Here is a 19,341-nt window from a genome sequence, read left to right as displayed (position 1 = left end):
GCGGGGTGGGACGTTCCGGGTGGGTCTCCGGTTCCCGTCGTACGGCTCATGCCGAGGTGCGCACCCGGAGTTCCTTCACGCCGTTCAGCCAGGCCGCCCGCAGCCGGCGCGGTTCGCCGGCGAGCGTCAGGTCGGGCAGGGCGTCCGCGACCGCGTTGAAGATCAGCTCGATCTCCTTGATCGCGAGGGACTTGCCGAGGCAGAAGTGGGGTCCGCCGCCGCCGAAGCCGAGGTGCGGGTTCGGGTCGCGGGTGATGTCGAAGCGTTCGGGGTCGGTGAAGACCTCGGGGTCGTTGTTGGCGGAGGAGTAGAAGAGGCCGATCCGGTCGCCCTCGGCGATCTTCTGCCCGCCGAGTTCGGTGTCCTGGGTCGCGGTCCGCTGGAAGGAGACCACGGGGGTCGCCCAGCGCACGATCTCCTCGGCGGCGGTCGCCGGCCGTTCCCGCTTGTAGCGCTCCCACTCGTCGGGGTGGGTGAGGAAGGCGTGCATGCCGTGGCTGATGGCGTTGCGGGTGGTCTCGTTGCCTGCGACGGCGAGCAGCAGGACGAAGAAGCCGAACTCGTCGGAGGAGAGGTTGCCCTGGCCCTCGGCGGCGACGAGTTGGCTGACGATGTCGGCGGCGGGGCATTCCTTGCGGGCGGCGGCCATGTTCATCGAGTAGCCGATGAGCTCCATGGCGGCCTCGGCGCCGATCTCCTCGGTGATGGCGTACTCGGGGTCGTCGTACGCGACCATCTTGTTCGACCAGTCGAAGATGCGGGAGCGGTCCTCCTGGGGGACGCCGATGAGTTCGGCGATGGCCTGGAGGGGGAGTTCGACGGCGACCTTCGTGACGAAGTCGAAGGTGCCGTCGGCGTCCGCGCCGCGCTTGGCCTCGTCGACGATGGCGTGGGCACGGTCGCGCAGGGCGGTCTCCAGGTTCCGTATCGCGCGGGGGGTGAAGCCGCGCTGGACGATCTGGCGGACGCGGGTGTGCTCGGGCGGGTCCATGTTGAGCATGATCAGTTTCTGGACCTCGATCTGGTCCCGGGTGATGTGCTCGTTGAAGCGGATGACGGCGGTGTTCTCGTACGAGGAGAACAGCTCGGGGTGGGTGGAGACGTACTTGACGTCCGCGTGGCGCGTGACGGCCCAGTATCCGCCGTCCTCGAAGCCCGTGACGCCGGGCGGCTGGGGGCACCACCACACGGGTGCGGTCTGCCGCAGCCGGGTGAACTCCGGGAAGGGGATGCGGTCGCGGAGCAGATCGGGGTCGGTGGCGTCGAACCCTTCGGGAAGGTGGGGGCAGGGCATCGGCAACACACTCCACATCTGATGGGCCGTCAGGAGTTGCCGGGGAAGTTAGTAACGAGTTCTACAAGTAGCAAGGGGCGGAACGGGAAGTGTTGCCTCCCGGACCCTTGCGTACCCGCGGTAGCAGTCATAAGACTGCACTGAGAACTAGAACGCGTACTAGTTCCCCCGTGACGCCGACCGACGGGCTGCCGGGACGCCCCGTCCGGTCGAGGAGAGGACGAGCCCATGGCCGCGGAACCCGTCATCGTCGAAGCCGTACGCACCCCCATCGGCAAGCGCGGAGGCGCGCTCGCCAACCTCCACCCCGCCTACCTCCTGGGCGAGACCTACCGCGAACTCCTCGGCCGCACCGGCATTCACGCCGACTGCGTCGAACAGATCGTCGGCGGTACGGTCACCCACGCCGGCGAACAGTCCATGAACCCGGCGCGCACCGCCTGGCTCACCATGGGCCTCCCCTACGAGACGGCCGCCACCACCGTCGACTGCCAGTGCGGCTCCTCGCAGCAGGCGAGCCACATGGTCGCCAACATGGTCGCGGCCGGGGTCATCGACATCGGGATCAGCTGCGGCGTCGAGGCCATGTCCCGCGTACCGCTCGGCTCCGGCTCCAAACACGGCCCCGGCAAGCCCTTCCCCGACGAGTGGAACGTCGACCTCCCCAACCAGTTCGAGGCCGCCGAGCGCATCGCCCGCCACCGCGGCCTCACCCGCGAACGCGTCGACGCCCTCGGCCTGCTCTCCCAGGAACGGGCCGCGCACGCCTGGGCCGAGGAGCGCTTCAAGCGCGAGACCTTCGCCGTCCAGGTCCCCACCACGGAGGAGGAGCAGGCCGCGGGGCAGGGCATGTGGCGGCTCGTCGACCGGGACGAGGGCCTGCGCGACACCACCATGGAGGGCCTCGCCCGCCTCAAGCCCGTCATGCCGACCGCCGTCCACACCGCGGGGAACTCCTCCCAGATCTCCGACGGCGCCGCCGCCCTCATGTGGGCCTCGAAGCGCATGGCCCGCGCCCTCAAGCTGAAGCCCCGCGCCCGGATCGTCGCCCAGGCCCTCGTCGGCGCCGACCCGCACTTCCACCTCGACGGGCCGATCGACGCCACGCGCGCGGTCCTCGGCAAGGCCGGGATGTCCCTCAGGGACATCGACCTCGTCGAGATCAACGAGGCCTTCGCCTCGGTCGTACTGAGCTGGGCACAGGTCTTCGAGCGGGACCTGGACGGTCTGGAGAAGGTCAACGTCAACGGCGGTGCCATCGCCCTCGGTCACCCCGTCGGCGCGACCGGGGCGCGGCTCATCACCACCGCCCTGCACGAGCTGGAACGCGCGGACAAGGAGTTCGCGCTCATCACGATGTGCGCGGGCGGGGCGGTGGCGACCGGGACGATCATCCAGCGGTTGTAGCGGCTCGGCCGCGCCCCGGAAACGCCGCAGGCCCCGCCCTCCCTGTGCGGGAGGCGGGGCCTTGCGGGTGCGCTGTGCGGCGGGTGACTCTTAGTACCAGCCGTTGGCCTGCCAGAACGCCCAGGCGGCGTTCGGGGAGCCGTAGCGCTCGTTCATGTAGTTGAGACCCCACTTGATCTGCGTGGCGGGGTTCGTCTTCCAGTCGGAACCGGCCGAGGACATCTTCGAGGCCGGGAGGGCCTGGACGAGGCCGTAGGCGCCGCTGGAGGAGTTGGTGGCCTTGTGGTTCCAGCCGGACTCGTGCGACACGATCTTGCTGAAGGACGCGTACTGCGAGGCGGGGACGATCTGTCGGGCGATGTCCTGGGGGCTGGCGGCCGAGGCCGAGCTCGTCGTGCCGAGCACCGCACCCGAGGCGCCGAGCAGCACGGCTGCGGAGGCGGCGAAGGTCTTCTTGCGGGCGGCGACACGAGTGGTGAGCGAGCGGATCAAGGTCATACCTAACGTCGGGGACAAAGGGCGCGTCAGGCGATTTCGGCAAGCCGGAACCAGAGCCCGGGAGACCCGGGAACTGGGGGGAACCGGCCGTCCGAGGCGCTGCGGTGAGCACCGGCTGCCTGGCGACGTCCACCAGACAACCAGGGCCGGAACGCCGATGCAACGACCCCCTGTACGAGGAAGGTTCGGACCCGGGGCCCCCTCGGCGGGAGGTCGCCGGGAGATCGGCTTGGGAGGTTTCCGCAGGTCATGCCCCGTAGTGGGCGATTTGTCCGAGTGTCGCCCGGCTACTATTCCGCCTCGTACGTGACGTGGGTCCTGTGGGGCGCCTCACCCGGAGGGGCCTTCTCGGGGGTCCTGAATGTGACCTGGGCCTCGAAGTTCGCCCGCCGCGTCGCCCGGCGCAACGCCTTCAGGAGCGTGCCGCCGACCGTCAGGGTGAGGACGACGGTCAGGACCGCCCGGCCGAGGTCCCAGCCGAGCGAGGTCGCCACCAGGAAGGCGAGGAAACGGGCCAGGTTCACGGGGGCCGGATCGCCCGGGACGAAGAAGATCCCGCCCGAGCTGTCGGCCGTCCCGCCTCCGTCGCCTCCGCCGCCGAGCGTCACCCAGCCGTAGAGGTTGGTGACCGTGCCGTACGCGAACGCCGCCGCGAAGCCGTACGCGGACAGCATCAGGAGCTCCGCCCGGCCCCGGAGCCTCCGGGGCCCCGGCAGGAGCCCGGCCCCCATCGTGAACCAGCCCATCGCCAGCATCTGCGTCGGCATCCAGGGGCCCACACCCCCCGTGAGCAGCGCGGACGCGAACATCGTCACCGAGCCCAGGACGAAACCGAAGCCCGGCCCGAGGACCCGGCCGCTCAGCACCATCAGGAAGAACATCGGCTCGAGCCCGGCCGTCCCCGCCCCCAGCGGCCGCAGGGCCGCGCCCACAGCGGCGAGCACCCCCAGCATCGCCACCGCCTTCGCGTCCATCCCGCAGTCGGCGATCGTGGCGACGACCACCGCGATCAGCAGCGGAAGCAGCGCGGCGAAGAGCCAGGGCGCGTCGGCGGCGTGCGTCGTGACGGCCGATTCCGCGTCGGCGAACAGGGGCCAGCAAATGGCGATGAGCCCGATCATCGACACCAGGAGCAGGGCGGTCACGGAACGTGGCCCGAGACGCACGGGCTGTACGGTCACAGCGCCTCCTCCACCTGCTCGACCGTGAGCCAGGGCTGCGGGGCGAGGATCTTCGCCACCTGCGGCGAGAACGCGGGCGAGGAGACGACGACCTCGGCCGTCGGGCCGTCCGCGACCACCTCGCCGTCCGCCACGATCACCACCCGGTGCGCCAGCTCGGCCGCGAGCTCCACGTCGTGCGTGGCGAGCACGATCGCGTGCCCGTCCGCGGCGAGGGACCGGAGATGGGCGACCAGGCGGGCCTTCGCCGCGTAGTCCAGACCGCGCGTCGGCTCGTCCAGGAGCAGCAGCGGCGGGCGGCCGGTCAGGACGACGGCGAGCGCGAGCGCCAGGCGCTGCCCCTCGGACAGGTCCCGCGGATGCGTCGCGTCCGCCACCCCCGGCAGCAGCTCCGACACCAGCGCCCGGCAGGTCCCGGGGACCGCGTCCGATTCCGCGTCGGCCGCGGCGCACTCGGCGGCGACGGTGTCCGCGTACAGCAGGTCCCGCGGCTCCTGCGGGACGAGTCCGACCTGGCGGATCAGCTCGCGCGGGTCCGTCGTGTGCGGGGTCCGGCCGGCGACGCGGACGGTGCCGGTGGTGGGGGCGATCATTCCCACGAGAGTGGAGAGGAGGGTGGACTTTCCGGCGCCGTTGCGGCCCATGAGGGCGAGGGTCTCGCCTGCGTGGACCTGGAGGTCGACTGTGCGGAGGGCCTCCACGCGGCCGCGCCGTACGCCGAGGGCGTTGACGGTTACGAGGGTGTCGGCGGGTGCGGGCTGGGTGCGGCGCCGCTTGAAGAGGTTGAATCCCCCACCCCTCCCCCTACGCCTGGCGGCGTAGGGGGAGGGGTGGGGAAGAAGCCCCGCAGGGTCCCGCCCATCCAGTCGCTCCTTCAGCTCGCCCGCACGTCTCCGCGCGTCCCGTACCGTCAGCGGCAGCGGGTCCCAGCCCGCCAGGCGGCCGAGGCCCACCACCGGTGGATGCACCGGTGACACCGCCATGATCTCGGCGGGGGAGCCCATCACGCCCTCCGGCAGCAGCAGCACCTGGTCCGCGTACTGCACCACCCGTTCAAGGCGGTGCTCCGCGAGCAGGACCGTCGTGCCGAGGTCGTGCACCAGCCGCTGGAGGACCGCGAGGACGTCCTCCGCCGCCGACGGGTCGAGCGCCGAGGTCGGCTCGTCGAGGACGAGGACTTTGGGGTGCGGGGTGAGGACGGAGCCGATCGCGACGCGCTGGCGCTGGCCGCCGGAGAGCGTGGCGATGGGGCGGTCGCGGAGTTCCGCGAGGCCGAGGAGGTCGAGGGTCTCCTCGACGCGGCGGCGCATGACGCCGGGCGCGAGGCCGAGGGACTCCATGCCGTACGCCAGCTCGTCCTCGACCGTGTCGGTGACGAAGTGCGCGGACGGGTCCTGGCCGACCGTGCCCACCAGGTCCGCGAGCTCGCGCGGCGGGTGGGTGCGGGTGTCGCGGCCGCCGACGGTGACGCGGCCGGTCAGGGTGCCGCCCGTGAAGTGGGGGACGAGTCCGGAGACCGTGCCGAGGAGGGTCGACTTGCCGACGCCCGAGGGGCCGACGAGCAGCACCAGCTCGCCCTCGGGGACGGTGAGGTCCACGTCCCGCAGGGTCGGCGGCTGCTGCCCGTCGGACCCCTCGTAGGTCACCGAGACGTTCTCGAAGCGGATCACGCGTTCTCCTTGGGAACGGGGGCCACGAACGCGGGCAGCAGCCCCACAAGCACCGATGCGGCGGGCCAGAGCGGGAGCTCCGGCGCCTCCAGGGGGACGACCCCGGGGTGAAGCGCATCCGGCGCGTACGCGTTCGCCCAGATCATCAGTACGGCGACCGCCACGCCGGAGCCGGAGACCAGCCAGGCCCGTGCGCCCCACAGGTCGGGCCGGTAGCGGGTGCGGACCGTCCGGCGCCCGCCGAGCCGCAGCCCGGCCATGGCCGCGAGGAGCCCGGCGCCGAGCAGCGGAAGCCCGTACCGCGCGCCCTCCGCCGCGAGCAGCCCGTACGAACCGGCGCAGACGCCGAGGAGGCCGCCGAGGGTCAGGACGTTCGTGGTGCGCCGGACGGAGGCCGGGACCTGCGCCGTCCGGCCGTAACCGCGCGCGTCCATGGAGGCCGCGACGGCGATCGACCGTTCGAGGGCCCCCTCGAGGACCGGCAGGCCGATCTGGAGGACCGCCCGGACACCGCCGGTCGGGCGGCCGCGCAGCCGCCGGGCGGTCCGCAGCCGGACCACGTCGGCGACCATGTTCGGCGCGAAGGTCATCGCCACGACGACCGCGACCCCGACCTCGTACAGCGCTCCCGGCAGCGACTTGAGCAGCCGCGCCGGATTGGCGAGCGCGTTCGCCGCGCCCACGCAGATCAGCAGGGTCGCCAGCTTGGCCCCGTCGTACACCGCGAACACCAGCTGCTCGGCCGTCACCCGGCCCCCGATCCGTACCCCTTCGGCCCAGTCGGGCAGCGGCACCTCGGGCAGCGTGAACAGGGCGTGCGTCCCCGGGATGGGGGAGCCGAGCAGCAGCGAGAAGACGACCCGCAGGAAGACGACGAACAGGCCGAGCTTCACGAACGCGCCGTACGAGCGGGCCCAGGGCGCGTCCGTACGGCGGGCCGCCACCACATAGCCCGCGACCCCGACGATCAGGCCGAGCAGCAGCGGGTTGGTCGTACGGGAGGCGGCGACGCCGAGACCGAGGGCCCACAGCCACCACGCGCCCGCGTGCAGGGCGTTGGCTCGGCTCGCCGCGGGGGCCGTGAACGCGCTGAGGCCGGGAGTCGTACGTGTCCGAGGTGGCGGGCTTTCGAGATCGCCGCCCCGCGCTTCGAGATCCCCGCCCCGCCCACGAACCGCACTCGTCCGCACCGGCGGGCCATCCGGATCCCCGCCCCGCCCACGCACCGCACTCATCCGCGGTGGCGGGCCTTCCAGATCGCCGCCCCGCCCAGGGCCAGCACGGCCGCCCCGCCCGCGAGCACGCCGAAGGACGGGCCGCCGCCCTCCTTGCCGGCGTTCGGGGTCGCCGACACCGGAGCCGTCTCGGTCTCCGTCTCCGTCACCTGCTCGCCGCAGCCCCGCGTCGGGTAGCCGGCGATCCCGCACAGCATGGCCGCGCTGTCGTACCGCAGGGGCTTCACCACCGTGGCGAGCGCCTCCGCGCCCGTCGCGTCCTCGCGGATCCGCGCGCAGCCGGTGGCGATCCGCTTCTCGGGCGGGGCCTCGCCGGGCGGGGTGTCCGCGGGGCCGCCGAAGTCGACGACGACCGCGACCCGCTTGGTGCCGTCCTTCTTCTCCACGTCGCCGCAGATCTTCGCGAAGTCGGGCGCGGCGGAGGGCCGGGAGGTGTCGTCCGTGCCGTTGCTGACCGCGAAGCGGAAGCCGATCGCGTCGCCGTCGGCGGGGCGGGCGGTCGCCGGCCCCTGGGTGGCGTACGCCCACGGAGTGCCGCCGTCGCTCTCCCAGAAGGACCAGTAGCGGTAGCCGGCCGCCTGGGCCGGAGCCGCGGCGACCGCCGTCAGGGCGAGCAGCGCCCCGGCCGCGGCGCCCGCGACCCGCGCGGTCACCACACCGCGGGTTCTCACTTCTTGCGCCCGCTGACGAGGAAGCCGATGCCGACGCCGACGACCATGCCGATGCCGATGATCCACCAGATGTCGAAGCCGGACTCCTCGTCGTCGCTCGTCGAGGACGCGGAGGTGTCGGGGGTCTTGGGCGCGGGACCGGTGGCGTTGAGCTGCTCCACCAGGTCCGCCGTGCCGAACTCGCGCGGGTCCGTGTCCGTCGCGCGGGCGGCCAGGATCAGCTGCGCGTAGGCGGCGGGGCCGCTCTCCTTCGCCCAGGCGGCGGAGTTCTTCTCCAGCCACTCCAGGGCCGGCTTCGCCTCCTTGGCGGCGCCGGAGGCGGCGAGCGCGACGACGGCGTCGGCGGTGTTGCCGATGTCGGGCTGCTCGGTCGTGTCCGTGGCGCCCGGCATCGGCGGCAGGGTGAGGTGGCCGGTCTTCGCGAGGGCCTTCGCCAGGTAGGAGGCGCCGTTGAGCGCGGCCCGCTCGACCGTCGGCTTCGACAGGTCGGTGCAGACCGGCGGCTGCTCGGGGGAGGCCTTCGTCGCGACGATGCTCTTGCCGAGCCCGGCGAGGGTGGCGGCGGCGGTGGCGTCGGCGTTCGCGAGCAGCTTGCCGTTCTTGTCCGGCTGGTACGTGAAGGCGCCGCCGCCGGCCTTGTCGGAGCAGGGCAGGGCGAAGGAGAGGAGCGCGTCGTAGGGCGTACGGCCCTCGGCGGAGGTGAACTGGCTGGGCCTCACCCCGGTCGCGGCGAGCGCGCCGATGACGATCGAGGTGGAGTTGGCGTCGCTGGCGCCCCCGGCGCCGTACCCCCAGCCGCCGTCCTTGTTCTGCACGGTACGCAGCCAGTCGGAGCCGGCCTTGACGGCCTGGTCGATCTTCTGCGGGTCGACGGACTGGCGGCGGACGGCGCGGAGCGCCTGCACGGCGACGGCGGTGGCGTTGGTGTCCCGCATCGTCTTCGCGTCGCAGGGCTTCGTGACGTCCGCCCGGTACGAGCTGAACGAGCCGTCCTCGCACTGCTGGCCGATGAGCCAGTCCACGGCCTGGTCGGCGGGCTGGAAACCGGTGGCGCGCTGGGCGAGGAAGGCGAGCGACTGGCGCCAGACACCGTCGTACGTCGGGTCCTTCGTGCCGTACAGGCCGGGCGGGACCGTGACGGCCGACGGGGAGGGGGAGGGCGCGGCGGTGGCGGCCCCGGCTGCTCCGGTGCCGAGCAGGACGGCGGCGGCGAGCGACGCGGCGGCGCCTCGGCGGACGGTGTTCATGGGGCCCTCTCCTGCGGCCGGGCACCGGCACGCCTCAGGGGCACCAGGCTCCGGCTCCGTATTCCTCGACGGTGCCGGCGGTCACGTCCCGGACGGGGCATTCCGACTCGCCGCTCACGGAGAGCGGCTCACGGTTGCGCGGTCAGTGCCGGATTCGCACCGGCTTCCCCCCGTACGGGCATGATGACGACGGGCCCACTCTACCGGCCCGTACCGTCCCGTCCCCGGGGGGTGCGAGGCGGCTCACACCCGGACGGGGGGCGGGCTCCCGGGTGATCCCGTACGGGCTTCGCGGGCGCGCTGCCGGAGAGCGGACCGCTGTGCCATGCTGACGGCCGCGCCCGTGTGCGCGAGGTCACGGGAGACCCCGTACGCACGAGACACGAGGCCCCACGCGCACGCGCACGCGCGCGCGCGCGTGGACAGGGACGGCCGGTGTGGTGGCACGGGGCGCGACGACGGCGTCTTCACGGGGGGTACGGAATGCGTCCGTTGACCGAGAGCGACCCGCGGGCGGTCGGTTCCTACCGGCTGCTCTACCGCCTGGGCGAGGGCGGCATGGGCCGCGTCTACCTGGGCCGGTCGCGGGGCGGCCGCACGGTCGCGCTGAAGGTGGTGCACGACGCCATCGCGGGCGACCCGGGCTTCCGCACGCGCTTCGCCCGCGAGGTACGGGCCGCCCAGTCGTTACGGGGAGCGGGCACCGTCCCGGTCCTGGACGCCGACCCGGACGCGGAGGTGCCCTGGCTGGCCACCGCGTACGTGCCGGGGCCCGCGCTCTCCGAGGCGGTCCTCGGGCACGGGCCGCTGCCCGAACCGGCCCTGTGGCGTCTGCTCTCCGGCCTCGCGCACGCCCTCGAAGGGGTGCACCGCGCGGGGCTCGTGCACCGGGACGTGAAACCGTCCAACGTGCTGCTCTCGCTGTCCGGCCCCCTGCTCATCGACTTCGGCATCGCGCGCTCAGCCGACGAGACGGCCCTGACGGGGACGGGCCTGGTCGTCGGTTCGCCCGGCTTCATGTCGCCGGAGCAGGCGGAGGGCCGGCCGGTCGGGCCCGCGGCGGACGTCTTCTCGCTCGGCGCGGTGCTGGCGTTCGCGGCGACCGGGCGGGGGCCCTTCGGGGGCGGCTCGGTGGCGGAGCTGCTGTACCGGCTCGTCCACCACGAGCCCGACCTCACGGGAGCCGAGGGTCCCTTCGCGGAGCTCGTACGCCGCTGCCTCGCGAAGCGGCCCGAGGAGCGTCCACCGGTGGCGGAGCTCGCGGCCGCCGCCGACGCCCACCTGGGGGACACCGGGTCCTGGCTGCCGGCGCCGGTGGTCGCGGCCATCGCGCAGAAGGCGGAGGAACTGCTCAACGCGGAGGCGGAGCCGGAGCCGGAGCCCACGGGCAGGGGCGGCGGGACGGGCACGAACACGCCCGCGAGCGCGGTCCCCGATCCGTCGCCGGGCGCCCTGACCGCCGTACTCCCGCAGCCGCAGCCGCAGCCGCAGCCGTCGCCGCCAACCGCCGTGCTCCCCGCGCCGCCTCCCGCCCCCGCCCGGACGCCCGCCCGCACTCCCGTCCGGGGCCCGGCCGCCGTGCCGCGGGCGCGGGCGTCGTCGAAGGGGGTGCCGTCCGCGCGGGAAGTCGCCCTGCGCACGCTGACCGCCGGCCTGGGCAGACCTGCCCTCGGCCTTTTCTACCTGGTGCCGATGCTGGCGTTCCTCGTGGGCGGGGTCGACCTCATGAACCGGGCGGCGGACCATCCCTCGGTCTCCGACCAGGCGGGCGGCGCCTACCAGTGGGCGATGAACGACTGGTGGCGCCTTCCCGCGACCCTGCTCCTCATCGCCGCGATGGCCGGGCTCCACAGCTACCGGCGGCGGCTGCGGACGGTCCCGCAGGTCCGGCTCCGGCTGTGGGCGGCCGGCATCGCCGTCTACTGGATCGCCCTGTGCGCCGTGCTGACGCTGCACCTCCTCTGGTTCCTGTTCGTCCACAACGGTTACGCGTACGGGGACGGTGGCGGGCAGCAATATCTGTGGTGGGTGGCGATTCCGGTGATGATCCTCGGCGGCGGCTTCTCCCCGATCGTCCTGGTCATGTCGATCCTCCGTCTGGTGAGGGCCTTGGGCCCGGTGAAGGCCAGTGGCCCGGTGAAAGCCGGAGGCCCGCTGAAGGCCTGAGGCCTCACACCGCCACGTACTGAACGGGGTCGGTGCCCGGCACCGGCTCCGCGCGGCCCAGCTTCACCAGACGGCGGAGGTGTGCCTCGGCCTCGCTGACGGCGATGTTCCGCGACCCGTAGGGGATCTGTTCCCAGGGGCGGTTCCACTCCATCCGCTCGGCGAGCTGCCAGGGGGTGAGGGGGGCGGCGAGGAGGCCGAGGAGTCCGGTGAGCCGTTCCTCGTGGTGGTCGAGGAGTTCGCGGACCCGGCCGGCGGCGTCGGTGAAGGCGTGCTGATGGGCGGGGAGGACCTCGGCGACGCCGAGGCGGCCGACGCGTTCGAGGGAGTCGAGGTAGTCGCCGAGGGGGTCGGTGACCGTGGAGTCGTCGGGGTCCTCGTAGAGGCCGATGTGCGGGGAGATCCCGGGCAGCAGATGGTCGCCGGAGAAGAGACGGCCGTGGCCGGGCAGCCGGGAGGGGTGCTCCTCCTCCAGGTGGAGGCAGACGTGGCCGGGGGTGTGCCCGGGGGTCCAGATCGCGCGCAGCCGCCGCCCGGCCAGGTCGAGCAGTTCGCCGGGGACGATCTCGCGGTCGGGCAGGGCGGAGCGCAGACCGGGCAGGGTGTCCATGCGGCCGGAGGTGCGGGCGGCCCGCAGCGGGGCGATGTGGTCCTCGGGGGCGCCGACGGTGGCGAGTTTGCGGGCGAGGTAGTCGAGCCAGGTGCCGGGTTCGGACTCGCGGGTGCGGCGGACGACGTCGGTGTCGGCGGCGTGCATGGCGATCCAGGCGCCGGACTCCTCACGGACCCGCCCGGAGAGACCGTGGTGGTCGGGGTGGTGGTGGGTGATGACGACGCCGTGCACGTCCGCGACGTCGAGGCCCAGCGCGCCGAGCCCCGCGGTCAGTTCGGCCCAGGAGGCCGGGTCGTCCCAGCCGGTGTCGACGAGGACGGGGCCGAGACCGGTGTCGAGGACGTGGACCAGGGTGTGGCCGAGCGGGTTGTCGGGGATGGGCACCCGCAGCGACCAGACGCCTCCACCGTGCTCGGTCACCTGCGTCATGGGCGGGTCCTCGTCTCTCCAGGGCGGTACGGAGCGTGCTCGACCGTTGCCCATGATAACTAGAACTGGTATCAGTTCTGAGTATCGGTTCTGATGAATCGTCAGGGAATTCCTTCTCCTCTGGAGGCGGCGGGCATGACCGAGCTTGTGGAGCACGGAAAGCTGTTCATCGGCGGGGAGTTGACCGACCCGCTCGGCGAGGAGGTCATCGAGGTCATCTCCCCGCACACCGAGGAGGTCATCGGGCGCGTCCCGCACGCCTCCGCCGCCGACGTCGACCGGGCCGTGGCCGTCGCGCGCCGGGCCTTCGACGAGGGACCGTGGCCGCGGATGGCCGTGGAGGAGCGGATCGCCGTCGTCAGCCGTATCAAGGACGGGATCGCCGCACGGTACGAGGAGATCGCCCGCTCCATCAGCGCGCAGAACGGCTCCCCGTACTCCTGGTCCGTCCTCGCCCAGGCCCTCGGCGCCATGATGGTCTGGGACGCGGCGATCACCGTCGCCCGCGACTTCACGTACGAGGAGCGGCGCGGCGGCATCCTCGGGCCGCTGCTCGTCCGGCGCGAGCCGGTCGGGGTGGTCGCGGCCGTCGTGCCGTGGAACGTGCCGCAGTTCACCGCCGCCGCCAAGCTCGGGCCCGCGCTGCTCGCCGGCTGCACGGTCGTCCTCAAGCCGTCGCCCGAATCGCCCCTCGACTCGTACCTCCTCGCCGACATCGCCACCGAGGCGGGGCTGCCCGAGGGCGTGCTCAGCATCCTGCCCGCCGACCGCGAGGTCAGCGAGTACCTCGTCGGCCACCCCGGCGTCGACAAGGTCTCCTTCACCGGCTCCGTCGCCGCCGGCAGGCGCGTCATGGAGGTCGCCTCCCGCAACCTCACCCGCGTCACCCTCGAACTCGGCGGGAAGTCGGCCGCGGTGATCCTGCCCGACGCGGACCCGGCGACCGCCGTCGCCGGGATCGTCCCGGCCGCCTGGATGAACAACGGCCAGGCGTGCGTCGCCCAGACCCGCATCCTCGCTCCCCGCTCCCGGTACGAGGAGATCGCCGAGGCCTTCGCCGCGGCGGCCGGCGCGCTCGTCGTCGGCGACCCCCTCGAGCCGGCCACCCAGGTCGGCCCGCTCGTCGCCCGCCGCCAGCGGCAGCGCTCCCTCGACTACATCGGCATCGGCCAGGCGGAGGGCGCCAAGGTCCTCGCGGGCGGCGGCCGCCCGGCCGGGCTCGACCGCGGCTGGTACGTCGAGCCGACGCTCTTCGGCGGCGTCGACAACTCCATGCGGATCGCCCGCGAGGAGATCTTCGGCCCGGTCGTCTGCCTCCTGCCGTACGGGGACGAGGCCGAGGCCCTGCGCATCGCCAACGACTCCGACTTCGGGCTCAGCGGCAGCGTCTGGACCGCCGACGTCGAGCACGGCATCGACTTCGCCCGGGAGGTGCGCACCGGCACCTTCAACGTCAACACCTTCAGCCTCGACATGCTCGGCCCCTTCGGCGGCTACAAGAACTCCGGCCTGGGCCGCGAGTTCGGACCCGAGGGCTTCGGCGAGTACCTGGAGCACAAGATGATCCACCTGCCGGCCGGATACGGGGACGCGTGATGGGCGACCGCTGGCACGTCGAGGTCGACCGGGGCGTCTGCATCGGCTCCGGCATGTGCGTGAACCACGCCCCGGACGCCTTCCGCCTCGACACGGCCCGCCAGTCCCACCCCCGCGCCCCGGAGACCGACGCGGGCGAACTCCTCCTCGCGGCGGCGGAGGGCTGCCCGGTGGAGGCGATCCTGATCACCCTGGCGGAGGGGGGAGAGCCGGTGTTCCCGCCGGAGGAGTGACCGGAGGCGAGGAGTACCCGTCCGAGGGGCCGACCATGGACACGGAGGACCGCGAGCGGCCCTGACGAAGGGCGCCCTTGCGCGTGGCCGTCGTTCCCACGTGCAAAACTGTGCCCTTGTCTACGGGGGCAAGAGGCCTTCGTGCGTGCCGATTTGGGAGAACTGTGCGCAAGGCGATGATGGTGGCCGCGGCCGCCGGTGTGGTGCTGCTGGTCGCGGGCTGTGGCAGCGAGGGTGGTTCGGGCAAGGGCGGTTCGTCCTCCGCGGGCTCGTCCTCCGCGGGCTCGACCGCCTCCGGCGGTTCGGGGTCGGGCGGTTCGGGCGACGAGCGGCTCACCGGTGCCGCCGTCACCAAGGAGCTCGACGACGCGGCGAAGGCGGCCGGATTCCAGCAGGACGCCTCGGGCGAGGAGATTCCGGCCGAGCTCAAGGACTGCATGGTCAGCTGGACGGCCGACGCCGAGAAGGCCGCGGACCCGAAGAAGTCCTACGCCGACACGGTCGCGGCTCTCGTCAAGGGCGGCTGGCAGGAGGAGCGGAGCCACGAGCAGGCCGGCTCCGTGATCAAGTCCCTGAAGAAGAGCGGCTGGCAGCTCAACGCCAGCGACCACTCCACGGGCCCGGTGAAGCTCGTGATGTTCGTCGGCGCCGACTCCAGCCCGGAGTGCGCGGCGCTCATCGCGAAGGACAACGCGAAGAACACGAAGTCCTGACCCGTCGCCGCCCGCGCCCCGCCGCCGGAATTGCGGCGGGCGCGGGCGGCGCCGCTCGCACACCCTGCCCGCTCGCACACCCCGCCCGCTCGCACACCCCGCCCGCTCGCGCACACCCCGCCCGGTCGCGCCGCCCGCCCGCGACGTCAGCGCCGCGCGGGCTCCCGCTCCGGTGCCGTCAGGTCGATCAGCCGGCAGACCGTCTCGATGTCGATCTTCACCTGTGCGATCGAGGCCCGCCCCGAGAGCCAGGTGATCAGCGCCGAGTGCCAGGTGTGCTCGATCACCCGGACCGCCGACAGCTGCTCCGGGGTGGGGTGTTCCGTCCCCATCGCGTCCAGGATGATCGCCGTCGTCAGCCGCGAGACCGTGTCGACCTCGGGGCTCACCCCCCGGTCCGCGAAGGTCAGCGCCCGCACCATCGCGTCGGCGAGCTGCGGCTCGCGCTGGAGCGCGCGGAAGGCGCGCATCAGGGTCTCCGCGACCCGTTCCGCCGGGTCGGTGCCCGCCGGCGGCCGCTTCCGCAGGGTCGTGTGCATGTGCTGGAGCTGGTCCTGCATGGTCGCGACGAGCAGATGGATCTTGGAGGGGAAGTAGCGGTACAGCGTCCCCAGGGCCACCCCGGCCGCCTCGGCGACCTCCCGCATCTGCACGGCGTCGAAGCCGCCCCGCGCCGCGAGCTGCGCGCTGGCGTTCAGGATGCGGCGGCGCCGCGCCTCCTGGCGCTCCGTGAGGGGCGGCGACGCGGGTCTGTGGTCCGCTCTGTTGTCTGCGGTCATGGGGTCCCGTTCCGTGCGGTGGGGAGCGACAGTATGGCGGTGCGGGCGCCGTGGCGCGAATCACCTGTTCCGGCTCTCACCACGGGGCTACCTGCCGGTAGATTCTGTCCTCCTTGAAGGATCAAGAAGGCCGGGAAGACCGGGCCCGCGATCGGTCGGACGATCGGGCCGACGATCACGCGACCGTTCAAGTCTGTAACTTGTTCTAGATTAGCGCGAGCGGTTACGCTCCGGCGAAACGCACGCTCGAAGGGGGTCGCGCATGACCGCTGAGGCCATAGAGGCAGGCCCCCGCCAGGGCGTCACCGCGACCGGTGACACTCCGCTGCGGATCGCTCTCCTGACGTACAAGGGAAACCCCTTCTGCGGCGGCCAGGGCGTCTACGTCCGGCACCTCTCCCGCGAGCTCGCGCGCCTCGGCCACAGCGTCGAGGTCATCGGCTCCCAGCCGTACCCCACCCTCGACGAGGGCGTGCCGCTGACCGAGGTCGCCAGCCTCGACCTCTACCGCTCGCCGGACCCCTTCCGTACGCCGAAGCGCGACGAGTACCGGGACTGGATCGACGCCCTGGAGGTCGCCACCATGTGGACCGGCGGCTTCCCCGAGCCGCTCACCTTCTCCCTGCGGGCCCGGCGCCTGCTCGCCGCCCGCCGCGGCGACTTCGACGTCGTCCACGACAACCAGACCCTCGGGTACGGGCTCCTCGGCGGCCCGCGCGCGATCGGCGCGCCGCTCGTCACCACGATCCACCACCCGATCACCGTCGACCGGCAGCTCGAACTGGACGCCGCCGCCGACTGGAAGCGCCGCGCCTCCGTCCGCCGCTGGTACGCCTTCACCGGCATGCAGAAGAAGGTCGCCCGCCGCCTGCCGTCCGTCCTCACCGTCTCCGGCACCTCCCGCCGGGAGATCGTCGACCACCTCGGCGTACGCGAGGACCGCATCGAGGTCGTCCACATCGGCGCCGACACCGGCCTGTGGTCCCCGGACCCGTCCGTCGCCGAGGTCCCCGGCCGGATCGTCACCACGTCGAGCGCCGACGTCCCCCTCAAGGGCCTCATCCATCTGATCGAGGCGCTCGCCAAGCTCCGCACGGAGAACCCGGACGCGCACCTCGTCGTCGTCGGCAGGCGCGCCGAGGACGGGCCGGTCGCCCGGGCCATCGAGCGGTACGGGCTCGACGGCGCCGTCGAGTTCGTCAAGGGCATCAGCGACGCGGAGCTCGTCGACCTGGTGCGGTCGGCGCAGGTGTCCTGCGTGCCGTCGCTGTACGAGGGGTTCTCGCTGCCGGCGGCGGAGGCGATGGCCACGGGGACGGCGCTGGTCGCGACGACCGGTGGGGCGATTCCCGAGGTCGCCGGGCCGGATGGGGAGACCTGTCTCGCGGTGCCGCCGGGGGACGCGGGGGCGCTGGCCGCGGCGCTCGGGCGGGTGCTTGGCGACTCCGCGCTTCGGGCGCGGCTCGGTGCGGCGGGGCGTGCCAGGGTGCTTGAGCGGTTCACCTGGGCGCGGGCCGCGCAGGGCACCGCCGAGCTGTACCGCGAGGCGGTGGCCCGTCAGGGTGCCGGAGTCCGCCGGTGACACCCCGCCATCGTTACCGGGGGCGGCCCGGTGGTGGGGTTGTGCCCACCCTCCCCCGAGCTCTCGGCTCCGCTCGAGCAGGGGGGACCCCCCTCGCCCTGCGGAACGCCTGCCCACACCCACCCTCCAACCCCGAAAGGCAGTCCTCGTGCTGACCGTCGACTTCACCCGCTTCCCGCTCGCACCCGGTGACCGTGTGCTCGATCTGGGCTGTGGAGCGGGCCGGCACGCCTTCGAGTGCTACCGGCGCGGTGGCCAGGTCGTGGCCCTCGACCAGAACGGCGAGGAGATCCGCGAGGTCGCCACGTGGTTCGCGGCGATGAAGGAGGCCGGGGAGGCCCCCGCGGGCGCGACCGCCACCGCGATGGAGGGCGACGCCCTCAACCTGCCCTTCCCCGACGAGTCCTTCGACGTCGTCATCATCTCCGAGGTCATGGAGCACATCCCGGACGACAAGGGCGTGCTCGCCGAGATGGTCCGCGTCCTCAAGCCGGGCGGCCGGATCGCGATCACCGTGCCCCGCTACGGCCCCGAGAAGGTCTGCTGGGCGCTCTCCGACGCGTACCACGAGGTCGAGGGCGGCCACATCCGCATCTACAAGGCCGACGAGCTCCTCGCCAAGATCCGGCAGGCCGGCCTCAAGCCGTACGGCACCCACCACGCGCACGCGCTGCACTCGCCGTACTGGTGGCTGAAGTGCGCTTTCGGAGTCGATAACGACAAGGCGCTGCCGGTCCGGGCGTACCACAAGCTCCTCGTCTGGGACATCATGAAGAAGCCCGCCCTGACCCGGGTCGCCGAGCAGCTGCTCAACCCGGTCGTCGGCAAGAGCTTCGTGGCGTACGCGACCAAGCCCCACCTCCCGAAGGCCGACGCCAAGTGACGTATCCCGAGCGGATCGCGGAGCACCTCGTCCTCCCGGGGGTGCTCACCGCCGAGCAGGCCGCCGAGACCGTCGCCGGGATACTCGCCGTCCAGCGCGAGGACGGCGCCCTGCCCTGGTTCCGGGGCCACCACCTCGACCCGTGGGACCACATCGAGGCCGCCATGGCCCTGGACGCGGCCGGGGAGCACGAGGCCGCCTCCCGCGCCTACGAGTGGCTCGCCCGGCACCAGAACGGCGACGGCTCCTGGTACGCGGCCTACCACGACGGCGAGCCCGACCAGGTCACCGACATGAGTCGGGAGTCCAACTTCGTCGCGTACATCGCGGTCGGCGTCTGGCACCACCACCTGTCGACCGGCGACGACGCCTTCCTCGACCGGATGTGGCCCGTCGTCTACGCGGCCGTCGAGTTCGTCCTCGGGCTCCAGCAGCCCGGCGGCCAGATCGGCTGGAAGCGCGAGGCCGACGGCACACCGGTGAACGACGCGCTCCTCACCGGCAGTTCGTCGATCCACCAGGCGCTGCGCTGCGCCCTCGCCATCGCCGAGGCCCGCGAGGAGCCGCAGCCCGACTGGGAGCTGGCGGCCGGGGCGCTCGGCCACGCCATCCGCAACCACCCCGAGCGCTTCCTCGACAAGTCCCGCTACTCGATGGACTGGTACTACCCGGTCCTCGGCGGCGCGGTCACGGGCGCCCGGGCGCAGGCCCGTATCGACGCAGGCTGGGACGCTTTCGTCGTGCCGGGACTCGGCGTGCGCTGCGTGGTCCCGAACCCCTGGGTCACCGGCGGCGAGAGCTGCGAACTGGCCCTCGCCCTCTGGGCGATGGGGGAGTCCGACCGTGCCCTCACCATCCTCCAGGACATCCAGCACCTGCGTGCGGAGAACGGCATGTACTGGACGGGGTACGTCTTCGAGGGCGAGACGGAGAGCGACAAGGCCATGTGGCCCGAGGAGCAGACCAGCTGGACCGCCGGCTCCCTGCTGCTCGCGGTCGCGGCCCTCGGCGGCGAGGAGGCCACGGGCGCCGTCTTCGGCGGCGAACGCCTCCCCAGGGGCCTCGAACCGGACTGCTGCGCCTGACCCGGCCGTGGATCCGGACTCGCCTTCAGGGTAAGTACGCGTACTCAGGTGGCGGCGAC

The 19,341-nt window shown here is 72.9% G+C and carries 17 protein-coding genes and 1 riboswitch; of the genes, 8 read left to right on the top strand and 9 right to left on the bottom strand.

From position 1 onward, the window contains the following. Window positions 1-46: 46 nt before the first annotated feature. Window positions 47-1,294 (bottom strand): cytochrome P450, encoded by a 1,248-nt coding sequence (locus ACZ4VK_RS02710; RefSeq protein ID WP_468347714.1) that lies wholly within the window; start codon window positions 1,292-1,294, stop codon window positions 47-49. A 228-nt stretch (window positions 1,295-1,522) separates the two neighbouring features. On the opposite strand from ACZ4VK_RS02710, the gene ACZ4VK_RS02705 reads away from it, so the two are divergent. Continuing rightward, window positions 1,523-2,701 (top strand): steroid 3-ketoacyl-CoA thiolase, encoded by a 1,179-nt coding sequence (locus ACZ4VK_RS02705; protein ID WP_468347712.1) that lies wholly within the window; start codon window positions 1,523-1,525, stop codon window positions 2,699-2,701. A 90-nt stretch (window positions 2,702-2,791) separates the two neighbouring features. Here the strand turns inward: ACZ4VK_RS02705 and ACZ4VK_RS02700 are convergent, their stop codons facing one another. The 6 genes from ACZ4VK_RS02700 to ACZ4VK_RS02675 all read right to left on the bottom strand — a co-directional run bounded on the left by ACZ4VK_RS02700 (window position 2,792) and on the right by ACZ4VK_RS02675 (window position 9,203). Next, on the bottom strand, window positions 2,792-3,193 hold the full coding sequence (locus ACZ4VK_RS02700) for an aggregation-promoting factor C-terminal-like domain-containing protein (protein ID WP_468348819.1): 402 nt from the start codon (window positions 3,191-3,193) through the stop codon (window positions 2,792-2,794). Window positions 3,194-3,489: 296 nt separating this feature from the next. Next, complete coding sequence (locus ACZ4VK_RS02695) at window positions 3,490-4,320, bottom strand: ECF transporter S component (RefSeq protein ID WP_468348817.1); 831 nt, start codon at window positions 4,318-4,320, stop codon at window positions 3,490-3,492. A gap of 56 nt (window positions 4,321-4,376) precedes the next feature. Further along, window positions 4,377-6,050: an ABC transporter ATP-binding protein gene (locus ACZ4VK_RS02690; protein WP_468347710.1), complete on the bottom strand. Its 1,674-nt coding sequence runs from the start codon at window positions 6,048-6,050 to the stop codon at window positions 4,377-4,379. Continuing rightward, a complete protein-coding gene (locus tag ACZ4VK_RS02685) occupies window positions 6,047-7,285 on the bottom strand; it encodes an energy-coupling factor transporter transmembrane component T (RefSeq protein WP_468347708.1) in 1,239 nt (412 codons plus the stop codon). Before ACZ4VK_RS02685 ends, ACZ4VK_RS02690 begins: the two co-directional genes overlap by 4 nt. After that, window positions 7,282-7,941 carry an SCO2322 family protein gene (locus ACZ4VK_RS02680; protein WP_468347706.1) on the bottom strand — a complete coding sequence of 220 codons (660 nt, stop codon included), beginning with the start codon at window positions 7,939-7,941 and terminating at the stop codon, window positions 7,282-7,284. The genes ACZ4VK_RS02685 and ACZ4VK_RS02680 overlap by 4 nt, the downstream gene beginning before the upstream one ends. Before the next feature lie 11 nt (window positions 7,942-7,952). Next, window positions 7,953-9,203, bottom strand: a complete 1,251-nt coding sequence (locus ACZ4VK_RS02675) for a prenyltransferase/squalene oxidase repeat-containing protein (protein ID WP_468347704.1) — start codon at window positions 9,201-9,203, stop codon at window positions 7,953-7,955. Window positions 9,204-9,298: 95 nt separating this feature from the next. Further along, a riboswitch (cobalamin riboswitch) is annotated at window positions 9,299-9,373 on the bottom strand. 313 nt (window positions 9,374-9,686) lie between these two features. Here ACZ4VK_RS02675 and ACZ4VK_RS02670 point away from each other — a divergent pair. Then, window positions 9,687-11,369 (top strand): serine/threonine-protein kinase, encoded by a 1,683-nt coding sequence (locus tag ACZ4VK_RS02670; protein ID WP_468347699.1) that lies wholly within the window; start codon window positions 9,687-9,689, stop codon window positions 11,367-11,369. 4 nt (window positions 11,370-11,373) lie between these two features. Here ACZ4VK_RS02670 and ACZ4VK_RS02665 read toward each other — a convergent pair whose 3' ends face one another. After that, complete coding sequence (locus ACZ4VK_RS02665) at window positions 11,374-12,411, bottom strand: MBL fold metallo-hydrolase (protein ID WP_468347697.1); 1,038 nt, start codon at window positions 12,409-12,411, stop codon at window positions 11,374-11,376. A gap of 135 nt (window positions 12,412-12,546) precedes the next feature. On the opposite strand from ACZ4VK_RS02665, the gene ACZ4VK_RS02660 reads away from it, so the two are divergent. The 3 genes from ACZ4VK_RS02660 (at window position 12,547) to ACZ4VK_RS02650 (ending at window position 14,953) form a co-directional block, all read left to right on the top strand. Beyond that, complete coding sequence (locus ACZ4VK_RS02660; RefSeq protein WP_468347695.1) at window positions 12,547-14,007, top strand: aldehyde dehydrogenase; 1,461 nt, start codon at window positions 12,547-12,549, stop codon at window positions 14,005-14,007. Beyond that, window positions 14,007-14,240: a ferredoxin gene (locus ACZ4VK_RS02655; RefSeq protein ID WP_468347692.1), complete on the top strand. Its 234-nt coding sequence runs from the start codon at window positions 14,007-14,009 to the stop codon at window positions 14,238-14,240. The genes ACZ4VK_RS02660 and ACZ4VK_RS02655 overlap by 1 nt, the downstream gene beginning before the upstream one ends. 164 nt (window positions 14,241-14,404) lie before the next feature. Beyond that, window positions 14,405-14,953: a hypothetical protein gene (locus tag ACZ4VK_RS02650; protein ID WP_468347690.1), complete on the top strand. Its 549-nt coding sequence runs from the start codon at window positions 14,405-14,407 to the stop codon at window positions 14,951-14,953. A gap of 146 nt (window positions 14,954-15,099) precedes the next feature. Here the strand turns inward: ACZ4VK_RS02650 and ACZ4VK_RS02645 are convergent, their stop codons facing one another. Further along, window positions 15,100-15,732, bottom strand: coding sequence for a TetR family transcriptional regulator (locus ACZ4VK_RS02645; protein ID WP_468347688.1), 633 nt, complete (start codon window positions 15,730-15,732; stop codon window positions 15,100-15,102). A gap of 262 nt (window positions 15,733-15,994) precedes the next feature. On the opposite strand from ACZ4VK_RS02645, the gene ACZ4VK_RS02640 reads away from it, so the two are divergent. The 3 genes from ACZ4VK_RS02640 (at window position 15,995) to ACZ4VK_RS02630 (ending at window position 19,282) form a co-directional block, all read left to right on the top strand. After that, a complete protein-coding gene (locus ACZ4VK_RS02640) occupies window positions 15,995-17,314 on the top strand; it encodes a glycosyltransferase family 4 protein (protein ID WP_468347686.1) in 1,320 nt (439 codons plus the stop codon). 148 nt (window positions 17,315-17,462) lie between these two features. Beyond that, the gene (locus ACZ4VK_RS02635; RefSeq protein WP_468347684.1) at window positions 17,463-18,197 is read left to right on the top strand and encodes a class I SAM-dependent methyltransferase; all 735 of its coding nucleotides are present in this window, start codon (window positions 17,463-17,465) and stop codon (window positions 18,195-18,197) included. Continuing rightward, window positions 18,194-19,282, top strand: a complete 1,089-nt coding sequence (locus ACZ4VK_RS02630) for a prenyltransferase/squalene oxidase repeat-containing protein (protein ID WP_468347683.1) — start codon at window positions 18,194-18,196, stop codon at window positions 19,280-19,282. The genes ACZ4VK_RS02635 and ACZ4VK_RS02630 overlap by 4 nt, the downstream gene beginning before the upstream one ends. Window positions 19,283-19,341 lie beyond the last annotated feature (59 nt).

The organism is Streptomyces sp. NPDC028711 (assembly GCF_055565415.1).
Note: the sequence above shows the minus strand (reverse complement) of the source record. Positions and strands in the feature narration are given on the sequence as shown.

Coding starts and splice junctions, on each gene's coding strand:
- ACZ4VK_RS02675 (WP_468347704.1), bottom strand. CDS start 9,203: ATGAACACCGTCCGCCGAGGCGCCGCCGCGTCGCTCGCCGCCGCCGTC.
- ACZ4VK_RS02685 (WP_468347708.1), bottom strand. CDS start 7,285: ATGAGTGCGGTGCGTGGGCGGGGCGGGGATCCGGATGGCCCGCCGGTG.
- ACZ4VK_RS02705 (WP_468347712.1), top strand. CDS start 1,523: ATGGCCGCGGAACCCGTCATCGTCGAAGCCGTACGCACCCCCATCGGC.
- ACZ4VK_RS02665 (WP_468347697.1), bottom strand. CDS start 12,411: ATGACGCAGGTGACCGAGCACGGTGGAGGCGTCTGGTCGCTGCGGGTG.
- ACZ4VK_RS02640 (WP_468347686.1), top strand. CDS start 15,995: ATGACCGCTGAGGCCATAGAGGCAGGCCCCCGCCAGGGCGTCACCGCG.
- ACZ4VK_RS02695 (WP_468348817.1), bottom strand. CDS start 4,320: ATGATCGGGCTCATCGCCATTTGCTGGCCCCTGTTCGCCGACGCGGAA.
- ACZ4VK_RS02710 (WP_468347714.1), bottom strand. CDS start 1,294: ATGCCCTGCCCCCACCTTCCCGAAGGGTTCGACGCCACCGACCCCGAT.
- ACZ4VK_RS02670 (WP_468347699.1), top strand. CDS start 9,687: ATGCGTCCGTTGACCGAGAGCGACCCGCGGGCGGTCGGTTCCTACCGG.
- ACZ4VK_RS02660 (WP_468347695.1), top strand. CDS start 12,547: ATGACCGAGCTTGTGGAGCACGGAAAGCTGTTCATCGGCGGGGAGTTG.
- ACZ4VK_RS02645 (WP_468347688.1), bottom strand. CDS start 15,732: ATGACCGCAGACAACAGAGCGGACCACAGACCCGCGTCGCCGCCCCTC.
- ACZ4VK_RS02655 (WP_468347692.1), top strand. CDS start 14,007: ATGGGCGACCGCTGGCACGTCGAGGTCGACCGGGGCGTCTGCATCGGC.